The following is a 21,806-nucleotide window of genomic DNA, read 5'->3' as shown; positions in this document are numbered from 1 at the left end:
CAAGCAAAATTTGAAAAATCCATATTTTAAGTTATCGTGCATAACTTTTCGGGATTTTCTTCATCCTAATTTTAAGGATTTCTATGTGAAAGGGGCTTTATAATGAAAACGAAATGGAACTTGCTCCTCTTGCCCATTGTCTTACTAATCACAAGCTGTTCTTCTAGTGATACCGGCAGTGCTAGCCAGCAAATTGATTACGACCAAACCAAGAAGATGGTTGTTGATATTCTCAAGACTGATGATGGGAAGAAAGCGATACAGGATGTTATGTCAGATGACAAAATGAAGGAAAAACTGGTCATGGACCAAAAAGTTGTCTCTCAAACGATTCAACAAACATTGGCTTCAGATAAAGCAAGTGAATTTTGGAAAAAGACATTTAGCGATCCTAAATTCGCTCAAAGTGTCGCTAAAAATATGCAGGCAGAAAACGAGAAATTATTAAAGACCTTAATGAACGATCCCTCATATAGAAACATGATGATTCAGGTTTTTAAGGAGCCTGAAATACAAAAGGAGCTTACAGACGCACTAAAAAGTAAAGATTACCGTCAGCATCTCCAGAGTGTCATTACGGAAACCGTTGACAGCCCATTATTCAGAGCCAAAATTCAAGAACTGCTACTAAAAGCAGCAGAAGAAACTAAAGCCAAATCAGGTGGTTCAAGTCAAAGCAGTAACAAATCCAGCGGAAGTACCTGATTTCATCTTAATAGAACTCTGATGCCAAAGGCAGGTTCATGCCTGTTAGCAACATGCCTTTCCTATTGAACATAAAACCTCTTCCTACTTCGGAAGAGGTTTTAACTTTTAAATTATTTACTGAGTCGATTCACTACTTTTTCAGCAATTTCCAAATAAATATTTCCTAACTTATGATCAGGTTGATAGATGGACGGAGCGAAGTCCTCCTCGTTCCAATCCGGCTGGTCAAGTGGCAGACGGCCAAGGAGTTCCGTATTTAATTCTTCGGCCAATTTGTCACCGCCACCTCTACCGAATACATATTCTTTCTCACCTGTTACTTTACTTTCAAAATAAGCCATGTTCTCAATGACGCCAAGCAATTCATGTTCGGTTCTTATTGCCATGGCACCAGCACGTGCGGCAACGAATGCTGCTGTAGGGTGTGGAGTTGTAACGATGATTTCCTTACAAGCCGGGAGCATAGTATGCACGTCTAACGCGACATCTCCTGTTCCCGGAGGTAAATCCAGCAATAAATAATCAAGGCCTGTACCCCACTCCACTTCGTTAAAGAAGCTGTTTAACATTTTCCCTAACATTGGTCCCCGCCAGATTATCGGAGCATTGTCCTCAACAAAGAAGCCCATGGATATCACTTGGACGCCAAAACGTTCAACAGGAATAATTTTTTCTCCACGGACAACTGGACGTTTGGTAATTCCCATCATATCGGGAACACTAAATCCATAAATATCAGCATCAATCAAACCAACTTTTTTACCAAGGCGTGCAAGTGCTACTGCTAGGTTAACAGAAACTGTAGATTTTCCGACGCCGCCTTTACCGCTCGCAATCGCAATAAAAGTAGTATTTTCAGAATGGAGCAAGTTTTCCTCTTTTTCCGGCTCAGCATGACGATGAGCAGCAATGACGTCTTCAGAAAGTTGACCAAAGCGGATTCCTACTGAAGCCGCTCCCGCCTCTTTTAAAAGGTTGACAATTTGGGATTGCAGCTGCAACTGTTCGCTTGTCCCTGTCCGGGCAATATCAATCTTTACGCTGACATGATTCTTTTCTTCTTTAATTTTAATTTCTTCAATCGCATTTAGCTCAGCTAAAGTTTTATGTAAAAACGGCTCTTTCAAGCTACCAAGAACCTCGCGTACTTTTACTTCTGTTAACATGCTAACACCTCACCAATTGAATTCGTTTCCATCTTTCAGTATACCATAAGCATGCTGGGATTGCTGTTATATGAATCACTTACAAACATATTGTCTATATGTAAAAAGGAAGGCGGGACTTTCCAGCCTTCCTTAATCTGTTTCATTTAATTCCTTTTCATTCGAAAAATAGCGCAAAATCCCTTTATAAATTGAGATTGCCACTTTTTCCTGATAGGAGTCCTTTTTTAAATTTTTCCTTTCCTGAGGATTGGATAGAAATCCGACTTCTACCAAGGCCCCTGGTTTCTTTGCATTTTTTAAAATATATACCTGATTAATCGGTTTTGCCTTCCGGGTTGTATTCTCCAAGTTTCTTCGAAGTTCATCCTGAATAAATTTTGCTACCCGTGCATTTTCCTCATGCTGCGGGGCATAAAATGTTTGGGCTCCGCTCCATTTTGCCGATGGAATAGCATTCAAGTGGATACTGATAAAAAGATCATTATCGGAATCATTAATCATTTTTAGCCGTTTTTTTAAATCCTCCACTTTCCTGCGGCTGTAGCCTCGAGTATCGGGATCTGCCAAATCGGTATCAGTTGTTCTAGTCATCACGACAAGTGCCCCTTGCTGCTGCAAGTAATCCCTTACTTTTAATGTAATATTAAGGGCAATATCTTTTTCCAGGACTTTTCCGGTTCCAGCACCGCCGTCAGGCCCCCCGTGCCCTGCATCAAGTAAAATGATCTTCCCTGACAGTGGTAGGTTCCATGTTTTCCAAGAGTCATTGTTAGAAAAGTCGTGCTGCAGAATAAGAAATAAAATGAGTAATCCCACCGAAAATCCGATGATTTTTAATCTGCGATTTAACAAACCAAATCATTCCTTCCCGCTCGTCCCTTTCGTTAAAATATATGGGACAAGGGGAAGCTTTAGAACACTAAGAAATGCTTTTGTTAATGAAGGCGGAGTTTATGGCGTCTCTGCCCTTTTTCAAACCCTTCTCTCCACCAAACATGAACATATTGTTCACATTGGTAGTAAAGCGTCTCACTCATGACTCCTTCTTCGCCACTTCCCCAAAAAAGGAAAAAGTTATATATGGTGTCAATTAAATGTTTTTCTTCATTTACACAGCGCAAACGTACTTGATCCGGCTCCTCACCAAAATAGCCAAACTTGCTGAATTTGGCGCCTAATAAGTAGGCTTCCAATGCAATATCATAGCAAGCTTCTTCAATACCTGTATTCATAATCATACCTGAAGTTATTCTTGACGAGCCAAAATAATGTTGTACTCGTTCCTTTAATGTCTGAATCGATAAATCCCTCAGCACGGAACGTTCATATTTCATTTGTTTTTCGCGACGCTTTTCTCTAAAGGTTGTAATAACAGTCACTTCATTCACCTCTTAAAACTATTCTTTATCTCGCGTTCATAAGAAATGCAAAAGCACTTGCCTTTTCCTTTGCCAATTTTTTATCCAGAATCATCCTTTCTCCGTTTTTTCATCCAAAAGTTGTAGAAAAGTTCAAGCTTTTTATTGAGGGAATATTTGTAAGAAATCGATATGCTAAACACATAAAGAATAAAGAGAGGATGACAAATATGGATCAAAAAGTTGTGATGATTACTGGAGCTTCCAAAGGATTGGGCAGAGCATTGACAATCGCGTTTGCCAAGGAAGGTGCAAGGCTCGCTATTTGCTCAAGATCAACGGAAAGCTTACAAATAGTAAAAGAAAAGGCTGAGAGCTTAGGGGCCGAAGTGTTGGCGATAACAGCCGATATTTCCAAATCAAGGGATGTAGAGCGGTTCGTCGCCATGACCGAAGAAACATTTGGTCATATTGATGTATTGATAAACAATGCCTCCATTTTGGGACCTAGTCCAATGCCATTACTCCTCGATTATCCTGAGGAAGATTTTGCAGAAGTACTAAGGGTAAATACAGTTTCACCATTTTTGGTAACCAGAAGAGTCATACCTGGTATGCTGGAGCGCAATGAAGGCTCCATTATCAATGTAACCTCCGAAGCTGGTCATACAGGCTATGCTGGATGGGGCGCATATGGTATTTCAAAATTCGCTCTTGAAGGACTCACCCAAACATGGGCAGATGAACTAAGCGAAACAAACATACGGATAAATATGGTCGACCCGGGAGAAATGGACACAGATATGCACCGGTTGGCAGTTCCTGATTGCGACCACCCATTAGCTAAACCTGAAGAGGTTGTTGGCGTGTTTTTATATTTGGCATCGGATCGGTCAAAAAAGGTGAACGGAAAACGGTTTGAAGCTCAAGCTAAGGAGGAATTATGATGGCCGTAAAAGCGTTGGATTTTTATCTTCCGGATGATCTGAATGCTTCTCACCCTCCTGAAAAACGAGGGCTAAGGAGGGATCATGTTCGAATGATGGTGCTGAACCGGCTAACAGGGGAAGTTAAACACGACCATTTTTTCCATTTAGCGAATTATCTCGAGCCTGGGGACCTTGTGATATTGAATAACAGCAGAACCATTCCTGCTGTCTTACAAGCTGCTTGGATCCGAAACTCTCTTCAAATTGCACAATCATTGGAAGTAAGACTAGCAAGGCGCCGGCATGAAGACATTTGGGAAGCACTTATTATCGCAAACCATGTAAAGACGGGTGATTATTTACATTTTTGCGCTGAACTATCCGCTACGGTTATCGGTGAAAAAGAAAATTCACCTTTGAAAGTCATTCAATTTTCTAAAAAAGGAACAGACTTGCTTAATATAATCTACGAACTCGGAGAACCGGTACGATACGAATACATTCACCATCCCTGGGAATTAGATTATTATCAAACGATTTTTGCCAGCCACCCAGGCTCAGTGGAGATGCCCTCAGCTGGCAGAGCCTTCAGCTGGGAATTGATTTTTGACTTAAAACGCAGAAACATTCAGCTTGATTTTATCCAGCTCCATACCGGACTGAGCTACTTCCTTGATGATCAATGGCCTCAGTCCCCGGAAGAGAATGATGAGGAGTACAACATTCCTGAACAGACGATGGAAAGGATACGAAATGCAAAAGCATCCGGCAACAGGGTGATTGCTGTTGGAACTACGGTCGTTCGGGCTCTTGAGACTGCTGCCAAAACGGGGCTACTCTCAGGTGTGACCAATTTATATATAGCTCCTCACACTTCTTTAAAAATTGTCGACGGTATTATAACTGGTTTTCATGAACCTAAGGCAAGTCATCTTGATATGCTGTCAGCCTTTGTACCCGAAGAATATTTAATGCAAGCCTATACCCAGGCCGTTCAATCTGGCTACTTATGGCATGAATTCGGGGATATGAATTTCATTTTATGAGAGGAGCTCTTAAAATGCGATTTCACCATTATGCCATGGAAGTAAGAAATATAGAGGAGTCGATTACTTTTTTTAAAAATCATTTTGGATTACACGAAGAGTGCCGATTGATTTTGATGGAGGAGGAAATCGTGTTTCTTGTGTCAGATCATTTCCGTCTCGAGTTAATCGCAACCCAACAAGAGAAGAACGAGTATCATGTTTGTTTTGAAGTAAGCAATCTAAAAGAAGTGATTAACCGATTTAGTCATCGGATCCTAGAAGGACCGTATAAGCTTGAAAACGGCTGGGAAACTGTCTTTATCAAGGGGGCAGACCGTGAAATTATTGAGTTTTTACAGGTTAGAAGTAACGCCTAATTCAGAAAAAACCTAAAAATTGTAACGGATAGATCGTTTCTCTGATTTCTTAATCTTGGTTGTCTCTCATCTTGCATGTGAAGAACAGTTTCCTTCTTCCGGTTCGTGGGTTTGACCTTCATCATACTTATGAAGGACGGTTTCACCTTGGCCTAGCCCCGGTTTGGCCTTCATCTCTCTTATGAAGGACAGTTTCACTTTAGCCTAGCCCCGGTTTGGCCTTCATCTCTCTTATGAAGGACGGTTTCACTTTAGCCTACCACTGGTTTGGCCTTCATTTCTCTTATGAAGGACGGTTTCACTTTAGCCTACCACTGGTTTGGCCTTCATTTTTCTTATGAAAGACAGTACTCCCCAGATCTGTATACGTTTTGTTCTACATGACTTTTACAAATATTCAAATATTAACTTATAGACTATAATGACAATAGAAATGGGATGGTGGAGGGGAACATGAATGTCCGTAGAGGCTGAATACGAAGAAATTAGCATTTTAAAGGAAATTGCCGAGCTCCTAAATGAAGGCACAGATACAAATGATATTTTGTCGGGCGTATTGAAAAAGCTTTTGCATGTAACTGGACTGCAAACAGGATGGATTTTTTTAATTGACGAAAATGGGACCCATCATCTCGCTGCCGACGAAGCACTGCCGCCTGCCCTGACAAATAACACGAAACAGAGGATGTGCCTCGGCAATTGCTGGTGTGTAAATAAATACAATAATCATCAATTGAAGAAAGCAACAAATATTATGGAATGTAAAAGAATTGAAGAAGCAATGGAAGAGAATGCGGGAGAAACATGCGGGCTAACCCATCATGCTACCGTCCCGCTTGGAGCTGGACAGGAACGATTTGGGCTTTTAAACGTTGGCTCGCCTTATAAAACGCATTTTGAAAAAAATGAACTCGCATTACTCGAAGCCGTTGCCTATCAAATCGGCACTGCTTTAAAAAGAATCAAACTCACTCAGCGTGAACAGGAAACCGCACTTATTGCTGAACGAAACCGCCTGGCAAGGGATCTTCATGATTCCGTCAATCAGCTTTTATTTTCCCTCAGCCTTACTGCAAGGGCTGGCGTGGAAATGACCTCAGTGGCCGAAGTTAAACAAACGTTTAATTATATTCAAGATTTGGCTCAGGAGGCGCTGGGGGAAATGCGGGCCTTGATCTGGCAACTGCGGCCGCAGGGTTTGGAAAATGGGCTGATTAGCGCCTTGAGAAGTTATGCTGAAATGCTGGGCCTAGCTATTGAAACGAATGTGATGGGTGCTGCCAGTATTCCTGGAAAAGTTGAGGAAGCTTTATGGCGAATTGGACAAGAAGCGCTGGCCAATTGTAAAAAACACTCTCAGTCCACTGTAGTAAAATTATTTTTTCATACAGCTAAGGACGGGGTCGCCATGACAGTACAAGATAACGGCTGTGGCTTTCATTTTGAAGAAGAACTGGAAATCCCTTCATTGGGATTAAAAAATATGAAATCACCGACGGAAGCATTAAAAGGGAAATTTCAATTAAACAGTAAGCCGGGAAGCGGAACAGAAATACAGATTTACATTCCGTTCTAGGAGGAGAATAAATGACGATACGCATTTTAATTGCCGACGATCATCATGTGGTAAGGAGAGGACTAGTCTTTTTCCTTCGCACCCAAAAGGATTTTGAAATTATTGGAGAAGCTGCAAATGGAAAAGAAGCCGTTGAACTGGCAAAAACACTTAAACCGGATCTCATCCTTATGGACCTGATAATGCCAAAAGTTGATGGCATCCAGGCCACCAAGATGATTAAAAAAGAACAGCCAGACATTAAAATTATGATGCTGACCAGTTTCTCTGACCAGGATCATGTCATTCCGGCGCTTGAAGCGGGTGCATCAGGGTTCCAGTTAAAAGACATTCAGCCAGATGAACTTGTTATATCCATCAAAAAAATCATGGAAGGAGAAAATCAACTCCATCCAAAAGCTACCACTCACTTGCTAGCGAATTTGTCCAATAAAAGCAAGCCGGAAAAAAAGGTAATCGAAGAATTAACAAAAAGAGAGTTAGATGTTCTAAAAGAAATTGCCAAAGGAAAAAGCAATAAAGAAATTGCTTCCGCTTTATTTATCACTGAAAAAACCGTTAAGACACACGTATCGAATCTTTTGGGAAAACTTGAACTTGCTGATCGGACTCAGGCGGCACTATACGCGGTGAGACATCAATTAGCTGATTAATACAGATACTCGAATAGTAGCTGCAGCTCGTTATAAAAAAAGACCGCCTAAAATCTATTTGCGGTCCTTTATTGATTATCTGGATTTTTTAATATATTTATAAACCACAGTGGTGAATGTAATCTTCATAAGACTTTCAAGCCTGTGTGCCCAGGATGCTTCCATATTATCCGGATTAAACTGGGCTACTCCTGCTTTCACTTTAATCCATTTCTTTAAATCATCGTCCTGAAAATAGCCAGTTATTTGAGGTTGATAACGGATGAAATGGATGAAGCCCTAAATATATTTATCCATACTAGATATAAATATTGGAGACATGGCAGCTGTTCTTGAAACAATTTTTGCTTTTCCTTCTATATGTTCCAGAGTTGTTTGTTCCACATTGTTCTGGATAAATAAGTTGCTTACCAATAAGCTCAAAATACAGAAACCGCAAACCAAGATGGTGATTTTATATTGTAATGGCAGACTAAACTTGAATTCAGTCTAATACCCCCTTATTCCCAAGGGAAATTTTATCTACTTTTCTGATTAAAAGGTAAAAAGGTGGATGGATTTTTCATTATTGTACTCCATTTATTTTAACTATCATAATATTTGTTTTAAAAAAGGGGGAATTATTTTAACCTTGGGAAGCTGTCTGAAATATTTTCATGGCTATTTTGAGGATATTTCATTTTTTAACAAAAAAGACTCCCAACCAAATTGGTTGAGAGCCTCCAAAGCTTGAAAATTAACGCTTTGAGAACTGAGGTGCACGACGAGCACCTTTAAGACCGTATTTTTTACGCTCTTTCATACGAGCGTCGCGAGTTAATAAGCCTGCACGTTTTAATGTTGGACGGTATTCTGGATCTGCTTGAAGCAATGCACGAGCGATACCGTGACGGATTGCGCCAGCTTGACCAGTGTAACCACCACCGCTTACGTTTACAAGAACATCGTAGCTGCCAACTGTTTCAGTAGCTACTAATGGTTGTCTTACAACAACACGTAAAGCTTCGAATGGGATATAATCTTCGATTTCACGACCATTAACAACAATTTTACCTGTGCCTGGAACTAAGCGCACACGTGCGACAGAGCTCTTACGACGGCCAGTACCAATGTATTGAACTTGTGCCAAGTTAATTCCTCCCTATCATTAACCGCGAAGTTCGTAAACTTCTGGTTTTTGTGCTTGGTGCGGATGCTCTGCGCCAGCGTATACGTGTAATTTTTTGATCATTTGACGGCCTAGGGAATTCTTTGGAAGCATGCCTTTAATAGCAAGTTCAAGCATTCTTTCAGCGTAATTTGTACGCATTTCAAGAGCCGTTCTTTGTTTTAAACCGCCTGGGTGTTGGCTGTGACGGTAGTAGATTTTGTCAGTTAATTTCTTACCAGTTAATTCAATCTTAGATGCATTAAGAATAATTACATGATCACCAGTGTCAACATGTGGTGTATAAGTTGGTTTGTGCTTACCACGTAAGATTGATGCTACTTCAGAAGCAAGACGTCCAAGAGTTTTGCCCTCAGCATCAACTACGTACCATTTACGCTCGATAGTGTTGGCATTTGCCATAAACGTTGTACGCATGAGTTTCCCTCCTAAAAATCATTTATAATTTCCGCACTTTCATAAGCAATTTCTGTTCGATTCTGTTCCGGGAATCCAACAGCAACGGCCACTGTGCGCCCAATTTGCTAATATATATTTTCAAACACGATGAAGACTTTCCGGGGCTTATCGTGGTTTTAAAAACACACACATATAATATAATAAGGCCATGGTAACTAATTGTCAAGAAAATGTTACACCAGGTTGGGTTGTTTATAAAAAAGTGTAGTTAGTGTACTTTAATTGCCTTCACTAGCCGCTTTCGCTTACTTATTGTTTAACTAAAGCAGCATTAGTTGCGTGTGATGGCATTTTTTTCGGCCTATTGTGAACTAGAACCTAACCTTACTTTAATAAAATACTTCCCAAAGATAAAGCCCATGTGCTGGAGCGGTCTTCCCTGCTGCGGAGCGGTCTTTCTTTTCTAAAATAGCAGGCATTTCCTCAGAAGCCCGGTCACCTGAGCCAACCTCTAAAAGAGTTCCCACTAATATTCGGACCATATTATACAAAAAGCCGTTTCCCACAAACCGAATAGTTAAGTGCTCCCCTTCTTGTACAAATTCAATCGAATGGATCGTACGAATTTTATCCTCAACTTCCGTTTTAGCAGAGCAAAAGCTTGTATAGTCATGAGGTTCATCTAAAAAATACCGACTTGCTTTACGCATTTCATCAATATTTAATGCGTATGGATACTGATAAGCATAATTTCGCTGAAACGGATCCCGCTTCGCCGACAAATACAATCGATAACGATATTCTTTTCCAGCCGCATCATACCGTGCATGAAAGGAATTTACTGTCTCTTTCACAGAAAGAACTGAAATATCCTTCGGCAGCAATGAATTTAAAGCCTGGACCCAGCGCTCATCAGGAATCGAAAGCGGTGAATCAAAATGAATAACTTGGCCCATGGCATGAACCCCAGCATCCGTTCTCCCTGATGCAGCTACTTTTACATGATTGCCCTTATGCATTTTTGTTAACACAGCTTCCAGTTCAGACTGTACAGTTCGTTTATTGGGCTGAACTTGATAACCGGAAAAATCCGTGCCATCATAGGCAATAATCCCTTTGTACCTCTGCATAAATTTCCCTCATTTAACAAAATAGGACGATTATGATCGAAATAATAATAATAAAACAGTTAAAACAGCCAACAGCACAATCTGCAGAGAATCAGCCACTTTCCAGCTTAACTGGCGGTACTTGGTTCTCCCTTCACCGCCGCGATAACCTCTGGCTTCCATCGCGATCGCCAGCTCTTCCGCACGTTTAAAGGCACTTACAAATAAAGGAATCAACAATGGAATGACAGCCTTAATCCTCTCCTGCAGCGGACCGCTGCCAAACTCAACGCCTCTGGCCATCTGCGCCTTCATAATTTTATCAGTTTCCTCCATCAGTGTTGGAATAAACCGTAAGGCAATAGACATCATCAGTGCCATTTCATGAACAGGAAAACGCAAACGATTTAATGGGTGTAAAAGACTCTCCAACCCATCTGTAATTTCAATTGGCGTAGTCGTCAATGTTAGCAGCGAAGTCATTAAAATTAAAAAGAAAAAACGAAAAGAAATATATAATCCTTGTGTTAGTCCTTCTTCGTAAATTTTCACTGGGCCAAACCTGTACAAAAGGGTCCCCTGCTGTGTAAAAAATAGCTGCAATAAAAAAGTAAACACCACTAGCCAAATAACAGGTTTAAGTCCACCATATAGGAAACGGAATGGAATCCTTGACATGGCTATCATAAAAAAAGTATAAATGGCAATAAGTGCGTAAGTGACTCCATTATTCGCAAGAAAAATAATGCAAACAAACAAGAAGATGATGAGAAGCTTTGAACGCGAATCCATTTTGTGAATAGATGAATCTGCCGGGACATAGCGACCAAAAATCATTTTTTCCATCATGGCCGAATTCCCCCTTTTAAAAGGGTGGCTGCAGCTTCTGATAACTCACCAATCGTTAAATAAGTTTTCTCCAACTTCAAGTCCATTTTTTCCTCAAGCAATAATTGAAATCGAACAACCTCTGGAACATCCAATCCCATTTTCATTAATTCTTCCGGTGCAGAAAATATCTCTTCAGGAGTGCCTTTGTTTACAACTCTGCCTTGCTGCATGATGACAATTTGATTCGCGTATCTGGCTGCATCTTCCATGCTGTGCGTGACTAATATTGTAGAAAGTCCTCTTTCTTGATGAAGAGAATAAAACATGTCCATGATTTCTTTACGGCCCCGGGGATCTAATCCCGCTGTTGGTTCATCCAAAACGATCACTTCAGGACCCATTGCCAATACACCTGCAATCGCTACACGACGCATTTGTCCGCCAGAAAGGTCAAAAGGTGATTTTAATAAAACTTCCTCACCAAGCCCCACTTGCTTTAAAGCAAATCGTGCACGTTCCTTTGCTTCTTCCTCAGAAACACCAAAATTCATCGGACCAAAAATGATATCTTTCTCCACAGTTTCCTCAAACAATTGATGCTCCGGGAATTGAAAAACAATCCCGACTTTTTGTCTGACTGGTTTTAAATGCTTATTTTTCTGATGAGCTTTGATTTCTTGATTGCCAATCTTAACTATTCCCTCTGTAGGCTGAAGAAGGGCATTCAAATGCTGCAAAACCGTAGATTTTCCTGAACCGGTATGGCCAATTACAGCCAAATAGGTTCCTGAAGGAATATCAATGGTTACATCTTGAATCGCAATTCTTTCAAATGGTGTCTTAGCCTGGTAGCGGTATTCTACATGTGAGAGTGAGATGTCCATAGCTCTTTCACCAACTCTTCTTCTGATAAATAATGCTTGGATAGTTCAAACCCTTGTTTTCGAAACGCTTTACTCATTTTTACCGAAAACGGAATATCCAGCCCTAATTGAATCAATTGTTCATCCATTGAAAAAATTTCTTCAGGTGTTCCTTCACAAAAAACCTCTCCTTTATTCATGACAATTATCCGATCCGCTTTAGCTGCTTCTTCCAAATCATGAGTAATAGAGATAACCGTAAGTAATCTTTCCGCTTTTAATGCCCTGACAGTCTCCAAGACTTCTGTTCTGCCTCTTGGGTCGAGCATGGATGTTGCTTCATCCAGAATAATAATGGCCGGTCTCAATGCAAGTACACCAGCAATAGCGACTCGCTGCTTTTGTCCACCTGATAGATGGTGGGGCTCTTGATGCAGAAATTGATCCATTTTTACCTTTCTTAATGAATCTTGGACTCTTTGGATCATTTCTTCTCTCGGGATTCCGTTATTTTCTAACCCAAAAGCCACATCATCTTCAACAGTAGTCCCAACAAACTGATTATCAGGATTTTGAAACACCATGCCAATTTTTTTTCTTATTTCCCATATGGACTCCTCTTCAAGCTTCAATCCGCAGACCGTTATTTCCCCATTTTGCGGAAATTGCAATCCATTTAAAAGCTTAGCCATGGTAGATTTCCCTGAACCGTTATGACCAACAATTGCAAGCCACTCTCCTTCATTGATGTCGAAGGATACATTTTTTAAGGCATAGTGTTCTTGGGAATCATATTGAAAAGAAACTTCCTTAAGAGAAACAATTGACTTTTCCATCGCACAATTCTCCCCTAGCTAGTCTGTACTCAACTCATAATTGTCTCTAATAAACTGTCTAAAATCACTTTAAACACTAGGGAAAAATCCCTCTATAGCAAAAAAAGCCTGCACCTCGTCCCTGGCAGCAAACGCGTTTCAGCTGCAAAAAGAATTTCTATAATAGAAATGGGAGGAGGTGCATGAGCTAGACGAGTCGTAAATAACGCATCTATATCAATGCGAAATAAATTAAAGTAACATCAAATCTTAAACAATTAAAATGACGATCACCACTTAATATTTCTCCAATCAATTGGAGTTACGCTCATCATAACACTCGTTTTGGCTTGGTTCTAAAAGAATATGGAATTCACTACAGAAAAAGGGCAGAGAACAAGTTTGATTTTAAACTGTCCACGCCCTTGTTGTCTGTGAAAAGATATTAAACTAACTCAATAATCACCATTGGTGCACCGTCACCGCGACGTTGACCAAGCTTCATGATACGAGTATATCCACCTTGGCGCTCTTGGTAACGTGGAGCGATATCAGTGAAAAGTTTTTGTAAAGCATCTTGACCATTTTCAGCATTAGCTACTTCATTGCGAACAAATGCAGCAGCTTGGCGGCGTGCATGTAAATCACCACGTTTGCCTAAAGTGATCATTTTTTCAACTGTTGAACGAAGTTCTTTCGCACGCGTTTCTGTTGTTTCAATGCGTTCGTTGATGATTAAATCTGTTGTTAAATCACGCAGCATTGCTTTACGCTGTGCGCTTGTACGTCCTAACTTTCTGTATGCCATGAAGGGTTCCCTCCTTTTTTGAAGTCATCAAACGGATTGTATCTACTAAAAAGATTCTAGCATCAAGAAATGTCTAGTCGTCTTTGCGTAAGCCCAATCCAAGCTCTTCTAGTTTTGCCTTCACTTCTTCAAGTGATTTGCGTCCTAAATTACGCACTTTCATCATATCTTCTTCAGTTTTATTAGCTAATTCCTGAACAGTATTGATGCCTGCACGTTTTAGGCAGTTATAAGAACGAACAGAAAGATCGAGTTCCTCAATTGTCATTTCTAGAACTTTTTCTTTTTGGTCTTCTTCTTTTTCAATCATAATTTCAGCATTTTGCGCTTCATCAGTCAAACCTACGAAGATGTTCAAATGCTCGGTTAATATTTTTGAACCAAGAGCAATTGCTTCTTTTGGACCAGTGCTTCCATCAGTCCACACATCAAGCGTCAGCTTATCATAGTTTGATAATTGACCTACACGCGTATTTTCTACCTGATAAGACACACGGGCAACAGGCGTGTAAATTGAATCAATTGGAATGACACCAATAGGCTGGTCTTCACGCTTGTTTTGATCCGCTGGCGTATATCCGCGACCGCGTCTTGCCGTTAATCTCATGCGAAGATGCCCATTAGAGCCTAATGTAGCAATATGAAGATCTGGATTTAAAATCTCAACATCACTGTCATGAGTAATATTCCCTGCAGTAATAGGACCTTCACCTTGAACATCAATTTCTAAGGTTTTTTCTTCGTCAGAATAGATTTTTAAAGCAATTTTTTTAATGTTTAAAATGATGGATGTAACATCCTCCACGACGCCTTCAATTGTTGAGAACTCATGAAGTACCCCATCGACCTGAATCGAAGTAACAGCGGCACCTGGGAGTGAAGATAATAGGATACGACGTAAGGAGTTACCCAAAGTGGTACCATATCCACGCTCAAGTGGCTCTACAACGAACTTTCCGTATTTGGCATCATCGCTGATCTCAACCGTTTCGATTTTTGGTTTTTCTATTTCGATCATCAATTAACCCTCCTTCAAAACGTCGAAACTCGATTAGAAGCTTACTAACCGAAATTCCCCCATTTATACGTTCCCGTTTGTGCACAACAACTGGAATTAATCTTCTGTATAATCAATGAAAAAATTCATATCATATCCCATTATAGACATACAATACGAGTTCTATACAGAAAAATTAAACGCGACGACGTTTTGGCGGACGGCAGCCGTTATGTGGAACAGGTGTAACGTCTTTAATAGCAGTAACCTCAAGGCCTGCAGCTTGAAGTGCACGAATAGCAGCTTCACGACCTGCACCAGGTCCTTTAACCGTTACTTCTAAAGTTTTCATTCCGTGTTCCATAGATGCTTTAGCCGCAGTTTCAGCAGCCATTTGTGCTGCGAATGGAGTAGATTTACGAGAACCTTTAAATCCAAGCGCACCAGCACTTGACCAAGAAATTGCGTTTCCATGAACATCAGTAATTGTTACGATTGTATTGTTGAATGTTGAACGGATATGTGCAACACCAGCTTCAATATTCTTTTTAACCCGACGTTTACGAGTATTCGTTTTACGTGCCATTTAAATTAACCTCCTTTACCGATTACTTTTTCTTGTTCGCAACAGTCTTACGAGGACCTTTGCGTGTACGAGCGTTGTTTTTCGTGTTTTGTCCACGAACCGGTAAACCACGACGATGACGAAGACCGCGGTAGCAGCCGATTTCCATTAGACGCTTAATGTTAAGTGAAACTTCACGGCGAAGGTCACCTTCAACTTTTAATTTATCAAGAATATCACGGATTTTGTTTAATTCATCTTCCGTTAAATCACGTACACGAGTGTCTTCAGAAACACCTGCTTCTGCCAAGACCTTTTGTGCAGTCTTTTTACCAATTCCAAAAATATAAGTTAAAGAGATCACTACACGCTTTTCACGTGGAATGTCCACACCAGCAATACGTGCCATTTATTAAAGCACCTCCTTCAAAATTAACCTTGTTTTTGTTTATGTTTAGGGTTTTCACAGATCACCATTACTTTTCCGCGTCTACGAATAACTTTGCACTTTTCGCAGATCGGTTTAACAGATGGTCTTACTTTCATTATCCTAACCTCCTTGATAGTACGGAGTGCAGTTGATTATTTAAAACGGTAAGTGATTCTTCCGCGTGTTAAGTCATATGGAGAAAGCTCAACAGTTACCTTATCACCCGGCAGAATGCGGATAAAATGCATTCTGATCTTTCCGGAAACATGAGCCAGCACAGTATGACCATTTTCCAATTCTACCTTAAACATCGCATTAGGCAAAGTCTCTATAACTTTCCCTTCTATTTCAATTACATCATCTTTGGCCACAGGTCTCGTCTCCCTTCTTTTTCAAAAATAGTGTTTGAGAATTGTTAAGATCAGGCCTTATCATTCGTACAGAAATAGCAACCTTACAATTTTAACACATTGTTTGTTATTTGTCCGCAAGTAATTTCTACATTATGAGGAATAATTTGTGCCCACATGTAAGTCTTGCCCAACTCTCGGTCCTACATACTAGAGTACAATCGAAAAGCCATTTCATTCACATACTTTTGTTTTAATGAGAGATACGAGAGTCATATGCCTGATTTTCATGGAGTTTGCTTTCAAACATTAAGCTAAGCTCCTGAGCAGGTCTTGAATGTCAGCAAATACTATTTTAATGTCCTGCTGTCCATCAATTGTACGTAAATAACCTTTTGTCTCATAAAAATTCAATAATGGTTCTTGTTGTTTGATGTTCACATCTAAGCGGTTTTGTACAGTTTCTGCGTTATCATCTGCACGCTGATAAAGCTCTCCGCCGCAACGATCGCAAATGCCCTCTTTTGCAGGTGGATTAAATACAAGATGATAAGTAGAACCACAATCTTTACAAATCCGGCGTCCTGTCAAACGTTCCATTAAAATACTTTTATCAACGTTAATATTAATGACAAAATCAATTTTTTTCTCTAGTTCTGTCAATAACGCTTCTAACGCTTCTGCCTGAGGTACTGTTCTAGGGAAGCCATCCAGTAGAAATCCTTTTTCACAGTCTTGCTTTGCTAATCGTTCCCGAACAATTCCGATCGTAACCTCATCAGGAACAAGCTCGCCTTTATCCATGAAAGACTTCGCCTTTAGCCCTAGTTCTGTACCTTCTTTCATAGCTGCACGGAACATATCTCCAGTAGAAATATGAGGGATACCGTATTGTTCAACAATTTTTTCAGCCTGAGTACCTTTACCGGCACCTGGCAGCCCCATTAATACTAAGTTCACACGTATTCCCCCTCGTGCTAAAAGATAGGATTTTGGGGCGCCCTCAATATGGGCCCCACCACAAAACCCTCTATTTAATAAACCCTTTATAATGACGTTTAACTAATTGAGCTTCAAGTTGTTTATACGTATCAAGTGCAACACCGACTACAATCAGCAAGCTGGTTCCGCCAATTTGTGCTGTTTGCGGCAAATTCGCAAATTGAATAAACAGCATCGGCAGCACGGCAATAATGGCAAGGAAAATGGAACCAACAAAAGTTAAACGATATAAAACGCGCGTTAAATATTCTTGCGTGCTTTTACCTGGGCGTATACCCGGGATATAGCCGCTTTGCTTTTGCAAGTTTTCCGCTGCTTGTTCAGGGTTAACTTGAATAAAGGCATAGAAATAAGTAAATGCGATAATTAAAGCAGCATACATGATCATTCCAATAGGTTTAGAATAATCAAATACATTTATAATCCAAGTTGTCACACTGTTTGTAGGGAAAAACTGTGCAATTGTTCTTGGCGTTATAATAAACGAAATCGCAAAAATAACTGGGATAACACCTGCTGCATTAACTTTTAAAGGCATATGAGTTGATTGACCGCCAACCGGTGTACGACCAGCTGTCATACGCTTCGCATATTGAATCGGAATTTTCCGATTAGCTTGCTGGATAAAAATAACGCCAACAAAAATAGCAATAATCACAAGAGCAATAATGACAACAGTTACGATTCGAATGAATAAAGCATTCCCTACATTCGTAAATTGCTGAGCGATATATTGATTTACTGTTGTTGGGATATTGGCTACGATACCTGCAAAGATGATGATCGAAATTCCGTTTCCAACACCTTTTTCGGTTATCTGCTCCCCAAGCCACATTAAAAATGAAGTACCAGCTGTTAAAACGACAGCAATTAATAAATAAGTACCTATACCTGGATTTACAATTAACTGGCCGCTGGCTAAGTTATTAAATCCATAAGACATTCCTAATGCTTCAATAAATCCGAGTACAACCGTCAAATAACGCGTCAATTGCGCTGTCTTCCGACGGCCCGCTTCTCCCTGCTTAGACCACTCTGTTAGCTTTGGAACAACATCCATTTGCAGTAATTGAATGATAATGGATGCTGTGATATATGGCATAATTCCCATAGCAAAGATGGAGAATTTTCTCAATGCTCCACCGCCAAAGGTATTTAATATACCAAATACACTTAATTTATCTTGACTAGCTAATATATCGGCATTAATACTCGGAACAGGGATAAACGTACCAATGCGGAATACTATTAACATTAAAAGGGTGAATATGATCTTACGTCTTATTTCACCCACGCGCATAAAATTGGAGATTGTCTGGAACATTAGATCACCTCAGTAGTTCCACCAGCAGCTTCGATCGCTTCCTTAGCAGCAGAGGAGAATTTGTGAGCTTTAACAGTCAACTTTTTCTCTACATTCCCTTTTGCAAGAATTTTGATCCCTGCTTTTTCGTTACTAACAACACCAGTTTCGATTAGAAGTTCTGGAGTAACTTCAGTACCGTCTTCGAAGCGATTTAATACATCAAGGTTCACAATCGCATACTCTTTACGGCTGATGTTGGTGAAACCACGTTTAGGTAAACGACGGAATAAAGGAGTTTGACCACCTTCAAAACCAGGACGTACACCGCCGCCTGAACGGGCATTTTGACCTTTATGACCCTTACCGGCAGTTTTACCTTGACCTGATCCAATACCACGTCCTAAACGTTTACGTTCTTTACGAGAACCTTCTGCAGGCTTTAATTCATGAAGTTTCATTTTGGCACCTCCTTATGAAAGAAAACAATTTGATTATTGTTCTTTAACTGATACAAGGTGAGCAACTTTATTGATCATACCGCGAATAGCCGCGTTATCCTGATGCTCAACTGTTTGATTAAGTTTACGTAAACCTAGTGCTTTAACTGTTTCGCGTTGGTCCTCAGGGCGACCAATTACACTGCGAGTGAGGGTAATTACAAGTTTATTCGCCATTTGATTTCCCTCCTTATCCTAACAGTTCTTCTACTGATTTACCACGTAATTTCGCTACGTCCTCAGCACGTTTTAATTGTTTTAATCCATCGATAGTAGCACGAACCATGTTGATTGGAGTGTTGGTTCCTAATGATTTAGAAAGGATATCCTGTACACCAGCCAATTCAAGAACCGCACGAACCGGACCACCAGCGATAACTCCTGTACCTTCAGAAGCAGGTTTAAGTAAGATTTCACCCGCACCAAAATGTCCGATAACTTGGTGAGGAACAGTTGTTCCAACCATAGGTACTTCAACTAAGTTTTTCTTTGCATCTTCGATAGCTTTACGAATAGCATCTGGTACCTCTTGCGCTTTACCAGTACCGAAACCGACATGACCGTTTTTGTCTCCTACTACTACAAGAGCAGTGAAACGGAAACGACGTCCACCTTTAACAACTTTCGCAACACGGTTAACCGTAACTACGCGTTCTTCTAGTTCAAGTTTGTTTGGATCAATACGACGCATCTTTTAGTGTCCCTCCTTTGACTATTAAAATTGCAATCCGTTTTCACGAGCTGCATCTGCTAATGCTTGAATACGTCCATGGTAAAGGTAACCTCCACGGTCAAAGACAATAGAAGTGATCCCTTTTTCCACTGCACGTTTAGCAACTAATTCACCGATCGCTTTAGCTGCTTCAAGGTTGCTTGAAGATTCAAGGTTAAGCTCTTTATCTAATGTAGAAGCACTTACTAAAGTAACTCCTTTTGTATCGTCAATAATTTGTGCATAAATATGCTGGTTAGAACGAAACACATTAAGACGCGGACGAGCTGAAGTACCGCTTAATTTCGCACGAACACGAGCGTGTCTTTTCTTGCGAGTAGCGTTTTTATCAAGCTTCGTAATCATTTACGTCACTCCTTTCGTTTACTTTATGCGGCATTACTTACCTGTTTTACCTTCTTTACGGCGTACATATTCACCTTCGTAACGAATCCCTTTGCCTTTATATGGCTCTGGAGGACGAACACCGCGAATATTTGCTGCTAATGCTCCAACTCGTTCTTTGTCAGTGCCTTTAACCGTAACTTTAGTATTTGCAGGAACTTCAATTTCAAGGCCTGCTTCAGGCGTAATTTCAACCGGATGAGAATAACCAACGTTTAATACAAGTTTGTTACCTTGCTTTTGTGCACGGTATCCAACCCCGATTAACTCTAAATTTTTCTCAAAGCCTTTTGATACACCTTCGACCATGTTTGCTAAGATCGCACGTGTAGTACCGTGTAATGCTCGGTGTTCTTTCACGTCCGATGGACGAGAGATTGTAATAACATTCTCTTCAACTTTAATATCGATATCAGGATTAAAAGAACGAGTAAGCTCGCCTTTTTGTCCTTTAACAGTAACGGTATTGTTATGAAGATGTACCGTTACACCTGTTGGAATTTCAATAGGTTTTTTTCCTACGCGAGACATTTAGTGCACCTCCATTCATCGAAAAATCTATTACCAAACGTATGCTAGGACTTCGCCACCGATTTGTTTTGCACGAGCTTCTTTATCAGTTACAACACCTTGGGAAGTTGATACAAGTGCAATACCAAGACCGTTTAGAACTTTTGGCACTTCATTGGATTTAGCGTATACGCGAAGACCAGGCTTGCTTATGCGCTTAAGACCAGTAATAACACGTTCGTTATTTGTACCGTATTTTAAGAAGATACGGATAATACCTTGTTTATTGTCATCGATAAATTCAACGTCACGGACGAAACCTTCACGCTTAAGAATTTCAGCGATTTCCTTTTTAATATTAGAAGCAGGTACTTCTAATTTCTCGTGACGTACCATGTTCGCATTACGAATGCGAGTAAGCAAATCAGCAATTGGATCTGTCATGACCATTATTTTTTACCTCCTTCCACAACCTTGAGTTTACCAGCTAGCTTTTTTAACACCAGGAATTTGCCCTTTATATGCTAATTCACGGAAACAAATACGGCAAAGCTTAAATTTACGGTATACAGAGTGTGGACGACCACAGCGCTCGCAGCGTGTATACTCTTGTACTTTAAATTTAGGCGTGCGTTTTTGTTTTACAATCATTGACTTTTTAGCCACGTTTTCGCCTCCCTTATTTAGCGATTACTTTTGGAACGGCATTCCAAATTGAGTTAAAAGTTCACGAGACTCTTCATCAGTATTAGCAGTCGTTACGATAACAATATCCATACCACGAACTTTGCTTACTTTATCGTAATCAATTTCAGGGAAGATTAATTGTTCTTTAATACCCAAAGTATAGTTACCGCGACCATCGAAAGCTTTTTTAGAAACACCACGGAAGTCACGTACACGAGGTAATGACACAGATACTAATTTATCAAGAAATTCGTACATGCGCTCGCCGCGAAGCGTAACTTTTGCACCGATTGGCATACCTTCACGAAGACGGAAGCCAGCGATTGATTTTTTCGCACGAGTTACAACAGGTTTTTGACCTGTGATAGTTGCAAGTTCTTCAACTGCATTATCAAGTGCTTTTGCGTTTTGAACAGCATCACCAACACCCATGTTCAAAACGATTTTTTCGATCTTTGGTACTTGCATTACTGATTTATAGTTGAACTTGCTCATAAGAGCAGGACTGATTTCTTTTACATACTTTTCTTTTAGGCGGTTCATTCAGTGTACCT

At 40.3% G+C, this 21,806-nt stretch carries 31 protein-coding genes; 6 read left to right on the top strand and 25 right to left on the bottom strand.

What is annotated here, in order from left to right; genetic code table 11:
- Positions 1–102: 102 nt before the first annotated feature.
- On the top strand, positions 103–705 hold the full coding sequence (gene gerD / locus HPT25_RS08805) for a spore germination lipoprotein GerD (protein WP_173062757.1): 603 nt from the start codon (positions 103–105) through the stop codon (positions 703–705).
- 113 nt (positions 706–818) lie between these two features.
- Here the strand turns inward: gerD and salA are convergent, their stop codons facing one another.
- From salA to HPT25_RS08790, 3 genes are all read right to left on the bottom strand, one after another.
- On the bottom strand, positions 819–1,874 hold the full coding sequence (gene salA / locus HPT25_RS08800; RefSeq protein ID WP_173062755.1) for an iron-sulfur carrier protein/transcriptional regulator SalA: 1,056 nt from the start codon (positions 1,872–1,874) through the stop codon (positions 819–821).
- A 132-nt stretch (positions 1,875–2,006) separates the two neighbouring features.
- Complete coding sequence (cwlD, locus tag HPT25_RS08795; protein WP_173062753.1) at positions 2,007–2,729, bottom strand: N-acetylmuramoyl-L-alanine amidase CwlD; 723 nt, start codon at positions 2,727–2,729, stop codon at positions 2,007–2,009.
- 83 nt (positions 2,730–2,812) lie between these two features.
- Positions 2,813–3,256, bottom strand: coding sequence for a YbaK family protein (locus HPT25_RS08790; RefSeq protein WP_173062751.1), 444 nt, complete (start codon positions 3,254–3,256; stop codon positions 2,813–2,815).
- 209 nt (positions 3,257–3,465) lie between these two features.
- Between HPT25_RS08790 and HPT25_RS08785 the strand changes: the two genes are divergently transcribed.
- The 5 genes from HPT25_RS08785 to HPT25_RS08765 all read left to right on the top strand — a co-directional run bounded on the left by HPT25_RS08785 (position 3,466) and on the right by HPT25_RS08765 (position 7,798).
- Positions 3,466–4,182 carry an SDR family NAD(P)-dependent oxidoreductase gene (locus HPT25_RS08785; protein WP_173062749.1) on the top strand — a complete coding sequence of 239 codons (717 nt, stop codon included), beginning with the start codon at positions 3,466–3,468 and terminating at the stop codon, positions 4,180–4,182.
- Complete coding sequence (locus HPT25_RS08780) at positions 4,182–5,210, top strand: S-adenosylmethionine:tRNA ribosyltransferase-isomerase (protein ID WP_246277163.1); 1,029 nt, start codon at positions 4,182–4,184, stop codon at positions 5,208–5,210. The genes HPT25_RS08785 and HPT25_RS08780 overlap by 1 nt, the downstream gene beginning before the upstream one ends.
- A 14-nt stretch (positions 5,211–5,224) precedes the next feature.
- Complete coding sequence (locus HPT25_RS08775; RefSeq protein WP_173062743.1) at positions 5,225–5,569, top strand: VOC family protein; 345 nt, start codon at positions 5,225–5,227, stop codon at positions 5,567–5,569.
- A gap of 457 nt (positions 5,570–6,026) precedes the next feature.
- Positions 6,027–7,145, top strand: coding sequence for a GAF domain-containing sensor histidine kinase (locus HPT25_RS08770; RefSeq protein WP_173062740.1), 1,119 nt, complete (start codon positions 6,027–6,029; stop codon positions 7,143–7,145).
- Positions 7,146–7,156: 11 nt separating this feature from the next.
- Positions 7,157–7,798, top strand: a complete 642-nt coding sequence (locus tag HPT25_RS08765) for a response regulator (RefSeq protein ID WP_173062737.1) — start codon at positions 7,157–7,159, stop codon at positions 7,796–7,798.
- 736 nt (positions 7,799–8,534) lie between these two features.
- Here the strand turns inward: HPT25_RS08765 and rpsI are convergent.
- The 22 genes from rpsI to rplE all read right to left on the bottom strand — a co-directional run bounded on the left by rpsI (position 8,535) and on the right by rplE (position 21,795).
- Positions 8,535–8,927, bottom strand: coding sequence for a 30S ribosomal protein S9 (gene rpsI, locus HPT25_RS08760; RefSeq protein ID WP_173062734.1), 393 nt, complete (start codon positions 8,925–8,927; stop codon positions 8,535–8,537).
- 18 nt (positions 8,928–8,945) lie between these two features.
- On the bottom strand, positions 8,946–9,383 hold the full coding sequence (gene rplM / locus HPT25_RS08755) for a 50S ribosomal protein L13 (protein WP_173062731.1): 438 nt from the start codon (positions 9,381–9,383) through the stop codon (positions 8,946–8,948).
- 371 nt (positions 9,384–9,754) lie between these two features.
- Positions 9,755–10,495, bottom strand: coding sequence for a tRNA pseudouridine(38-40) synthase TruA (truA, locus tag HPT25_RS08750; RefSeq protein ID WP_173062728.1), 741 nt, complete (start codon positions 10,493–10,495; stop codon positions 9,755–9,757).
- 30 nt (positions 10,496–10,525) lie between these two features.
- The gene (locus HPT25_RS08745; RefSeq protein WP_173062725.1) at positions 10,526–11,323 is read right to left on the bottom strand and encodes an energy-coupling factor transporter transmembrane component T family protein; all 798 of its coding nucleotides are present in this window, start codon (positions 11,321–11,323) and stop codon (positions 10,526–10,528) included.
- On the bottom strand, positions 11,320–12,189 hold the full coding sequence (locus HPT25_RS08740; RefSeq protein WP_173062722.1) for an energy-coupling factor ABC transporter ATP-binding protein: 870 nt from the start codon (positions 12,187–12,189) through the stop codon (positions 11,320–11,322). The genes HPT25_RS08745 and HPT25_RS08740 overlap by 4 nt, the downstream gene beginning before the upstream one ends.
- Entirely contained in the window at positions 12,165–13,004 is an 840-nt protein-coding gene (locus HPT25_RS08735) for an energy-coupling factor ABC transporter ATP-binding protein (protein WP_173062719.1), read from the bottom strand. The genes HPT25_RS08740 and HPT25_RS08735 overlap by 25 nt, the downstream gene beginning before the upstream one ends.
- A 424-nt stretch (positions 13,005–13,428) precedes the next feature.
- On the bottom strand, positions 13,429–13,791 hold the full coding sequence (gene rplQ / locus HPT25_RS08730) for a 50S ribosomal protein L17 (protein ID WP_173062716.1): 363 nt from the start codon (positions 13,789–13,791) through the stop codon (positions 13,429–13,431).
- Between the two features lie 73 nt (positions 13,792–13,864).
- The gene (locus HPT25_RS08725) at positions 13,865–14,809 is read right to left on the bottom strand and encodes a DNA-directed RNA polymerase subunit alpha (protein ID WP_173062714.1); all 945 of its coding nucleotides are present in this window, start codon (positions 14,807–14,809) and stop codon (positions 13,865–13,867) included.
- Positions 14,810–14,984: 175 nt separating this feature from the next.
- On the bottom strand, positions 14,985–15,374 hold the full coding sequence (gene rpsK / locus HPT25_RS08720) for a 30S ribosomal protein S11 (RefSeq protein ID WP_173062711.1): 390 nt from the start codon (positions 15,372–15,374) through the stop codon (positions 14,985–14,987).
- Between the two features lie 22 nt (positions 15,375–15,396).
- A complete protein-coding gene (gene rpsM / locus HPT25_RS08715) occupies positions 15,397–15,762 on the bottom strand; it encodes a 30S ribosomal protein S13 (protein WP_173062709.1) in 366 nt (121 codons plus the stop codon).
- A 23-nt stretch (positions 15,763–15,785) separates the two neighbouring features.
- A complete protein-coding gene (rpmJ, locus tag HPT25_RS08710; protein WP_000868344.1) occupies positions 15,786–15,899 on the bottom strand; it encodes a 50S ribosomal protein L36 in 114 nt (37 codons plus the stop codon).
- Between the two features lie 36 nt (positions 15,900–15,935).
- Positions 15,936–16,154, bottom strand: coding sequence for a translation initiation factor IF-1 (infA, locus tag HPT25_RS08705; RefSeq protein ID WP_007085268.1), 219 nt, complete (start codon positions 16,152–16,154; stop codon positions 15,936–15,938).
- A 288-nt stretch (positions 16,155–16,442) separates the two neighbouring features.
- Positions 16,443–17,093 carry an adenylate kinase gene (locus HPT25_RS08700; protein ID WP_173062707.1) on the bottom strand — a complete coding sequence of 217 codons (651 nt, stop codon included), beginning with the start codon at positions 17,091–17,093 and terminating at the stop codon, positions 16,443–16,445.
- A gap of 70 nt (positions 17,094–17,163) precedes the next feature.
- Positions 17,164–18,459, bottom strand: coding sequence for a preprotein translocase subunit SecY (secY, locus tag HPT25_RS08695; RefSeq protein ID WP_173062705.1), 1,296 nt, complete (start codon positions 18,457–18,459; stop codon positions 17,164–17,166).
- Positions 18,459–18,899, bottom strand: coding sequence for a 50S ribosomal protein L15 (gene rplO, locus HPT25_RS08690; RefSeq protein WP_173062703.1), 441 nt, complete (start codon positions 18,897–18,899; stop codon positions 18,459–18,461). Before rplO ends, secY begins: the two co-directional genes overlap by 1 nt.
- A 33-nt stretch (positions 18,900–18,932) precedes the next feature.
- Complete coding sequence (rpmD, locus tag HPT25_RS08685; protein ID WP_173062701.1) at positions 18,933–19,115, bottom strand: 50S ribosomal protein L30; 183 nt, start codon at positions 19,113–19,115, stop codon at positions 18,933–18,935.
- A gap of 13 nt (positions 19,116–19,128) precedes the next feature.
- Positions 19,129–19,629: a 30S ribosomal protein S5 gene (rpsE, locus tag HPT25_RS08680; RefSeq protein WP_173062699.1), complete on the bottom strand. Its 501-nt coding sequence runs from the start codon at positions 19,627–19,629 to the stop codon at positions 19,129–19,131.
- 24 nt (positions 19,630–19,653) lie between these two features.
- On the bottom strand, positions 19,654–20,016 hold the full coding sequence (gene rplR / locus HPT25_RS08675; RefSeq protein ID WP_173062696.1) for a 50S ribosomal protein L18: 363 nt from the start codon (positions 20,014–20,016) through the stop codon (positions 19,654–19,656).
- A gap of 33 nt (positions 20,017–20,049) precedes the next feature.
- A complete protein-coding gene (gene rplF / locus HPT25_RS08670) occupies positions 20,050–20,586 on the bottom strand; it encodes a 50S ribosomal protein L6 (RefSeq protein ID WP_173062693.1) in 537 nt (178 codons plus the stop codon).
- A 30-nt stretch (positions 20,587–20,616) separates the two neighbouring features.
- Positions 20,617–21,015: a 30S ribosomal protein S8 gene (gene rpsH, locus HPT25_RS08665; RefSeq protein ID WP_173062690.1), complete on the bottom strand. Its 399-nt coding sequence runs from the start codon at positions 21,013–21,015 to the stop codon at positions 20,617–20,619.
- A gap of 30 nt (positions 21,016–21,045) precedes the next feature.
- A complete protein-coding gene (gene rpsN, locus HPT25_RS08660; protein ID WP_066366377.1) occupies positions 21,046–21,231 on the bottom strand; it encodes a 30S ribosomal protein S14 in 186 nt (61 codons plus the stop codon).
- A gap of 24 nt (positions 21,232–21,255) precedes the next feature.
- Complete coding sequence (rplE, locus tag HPT25_RS08655; RefSeq protein ID WP_173062687.1) at positions 21,256–21,795, bottom strand: 50S ribosomal protein L5; 540 nt, start codon at positions 21,793–21,795, stop codon at positions 21,256–21,258.
- Positions 21,796–21,806 lie beyond the last annotated feature (11 nt).

Source organism: Neobacillus endophyticus (assembly GCF_013248975.1).
GTDB lineage: Bacteria > Bacillota > Bacilli > Bacillales > Cytobacillaceae > Neobacillus > Neobacillus endophyticus.
Note: the sequence above shows the minus strand (reverse complement) of the source record. Positions and strands in the feature narration are given on the sequence as shown.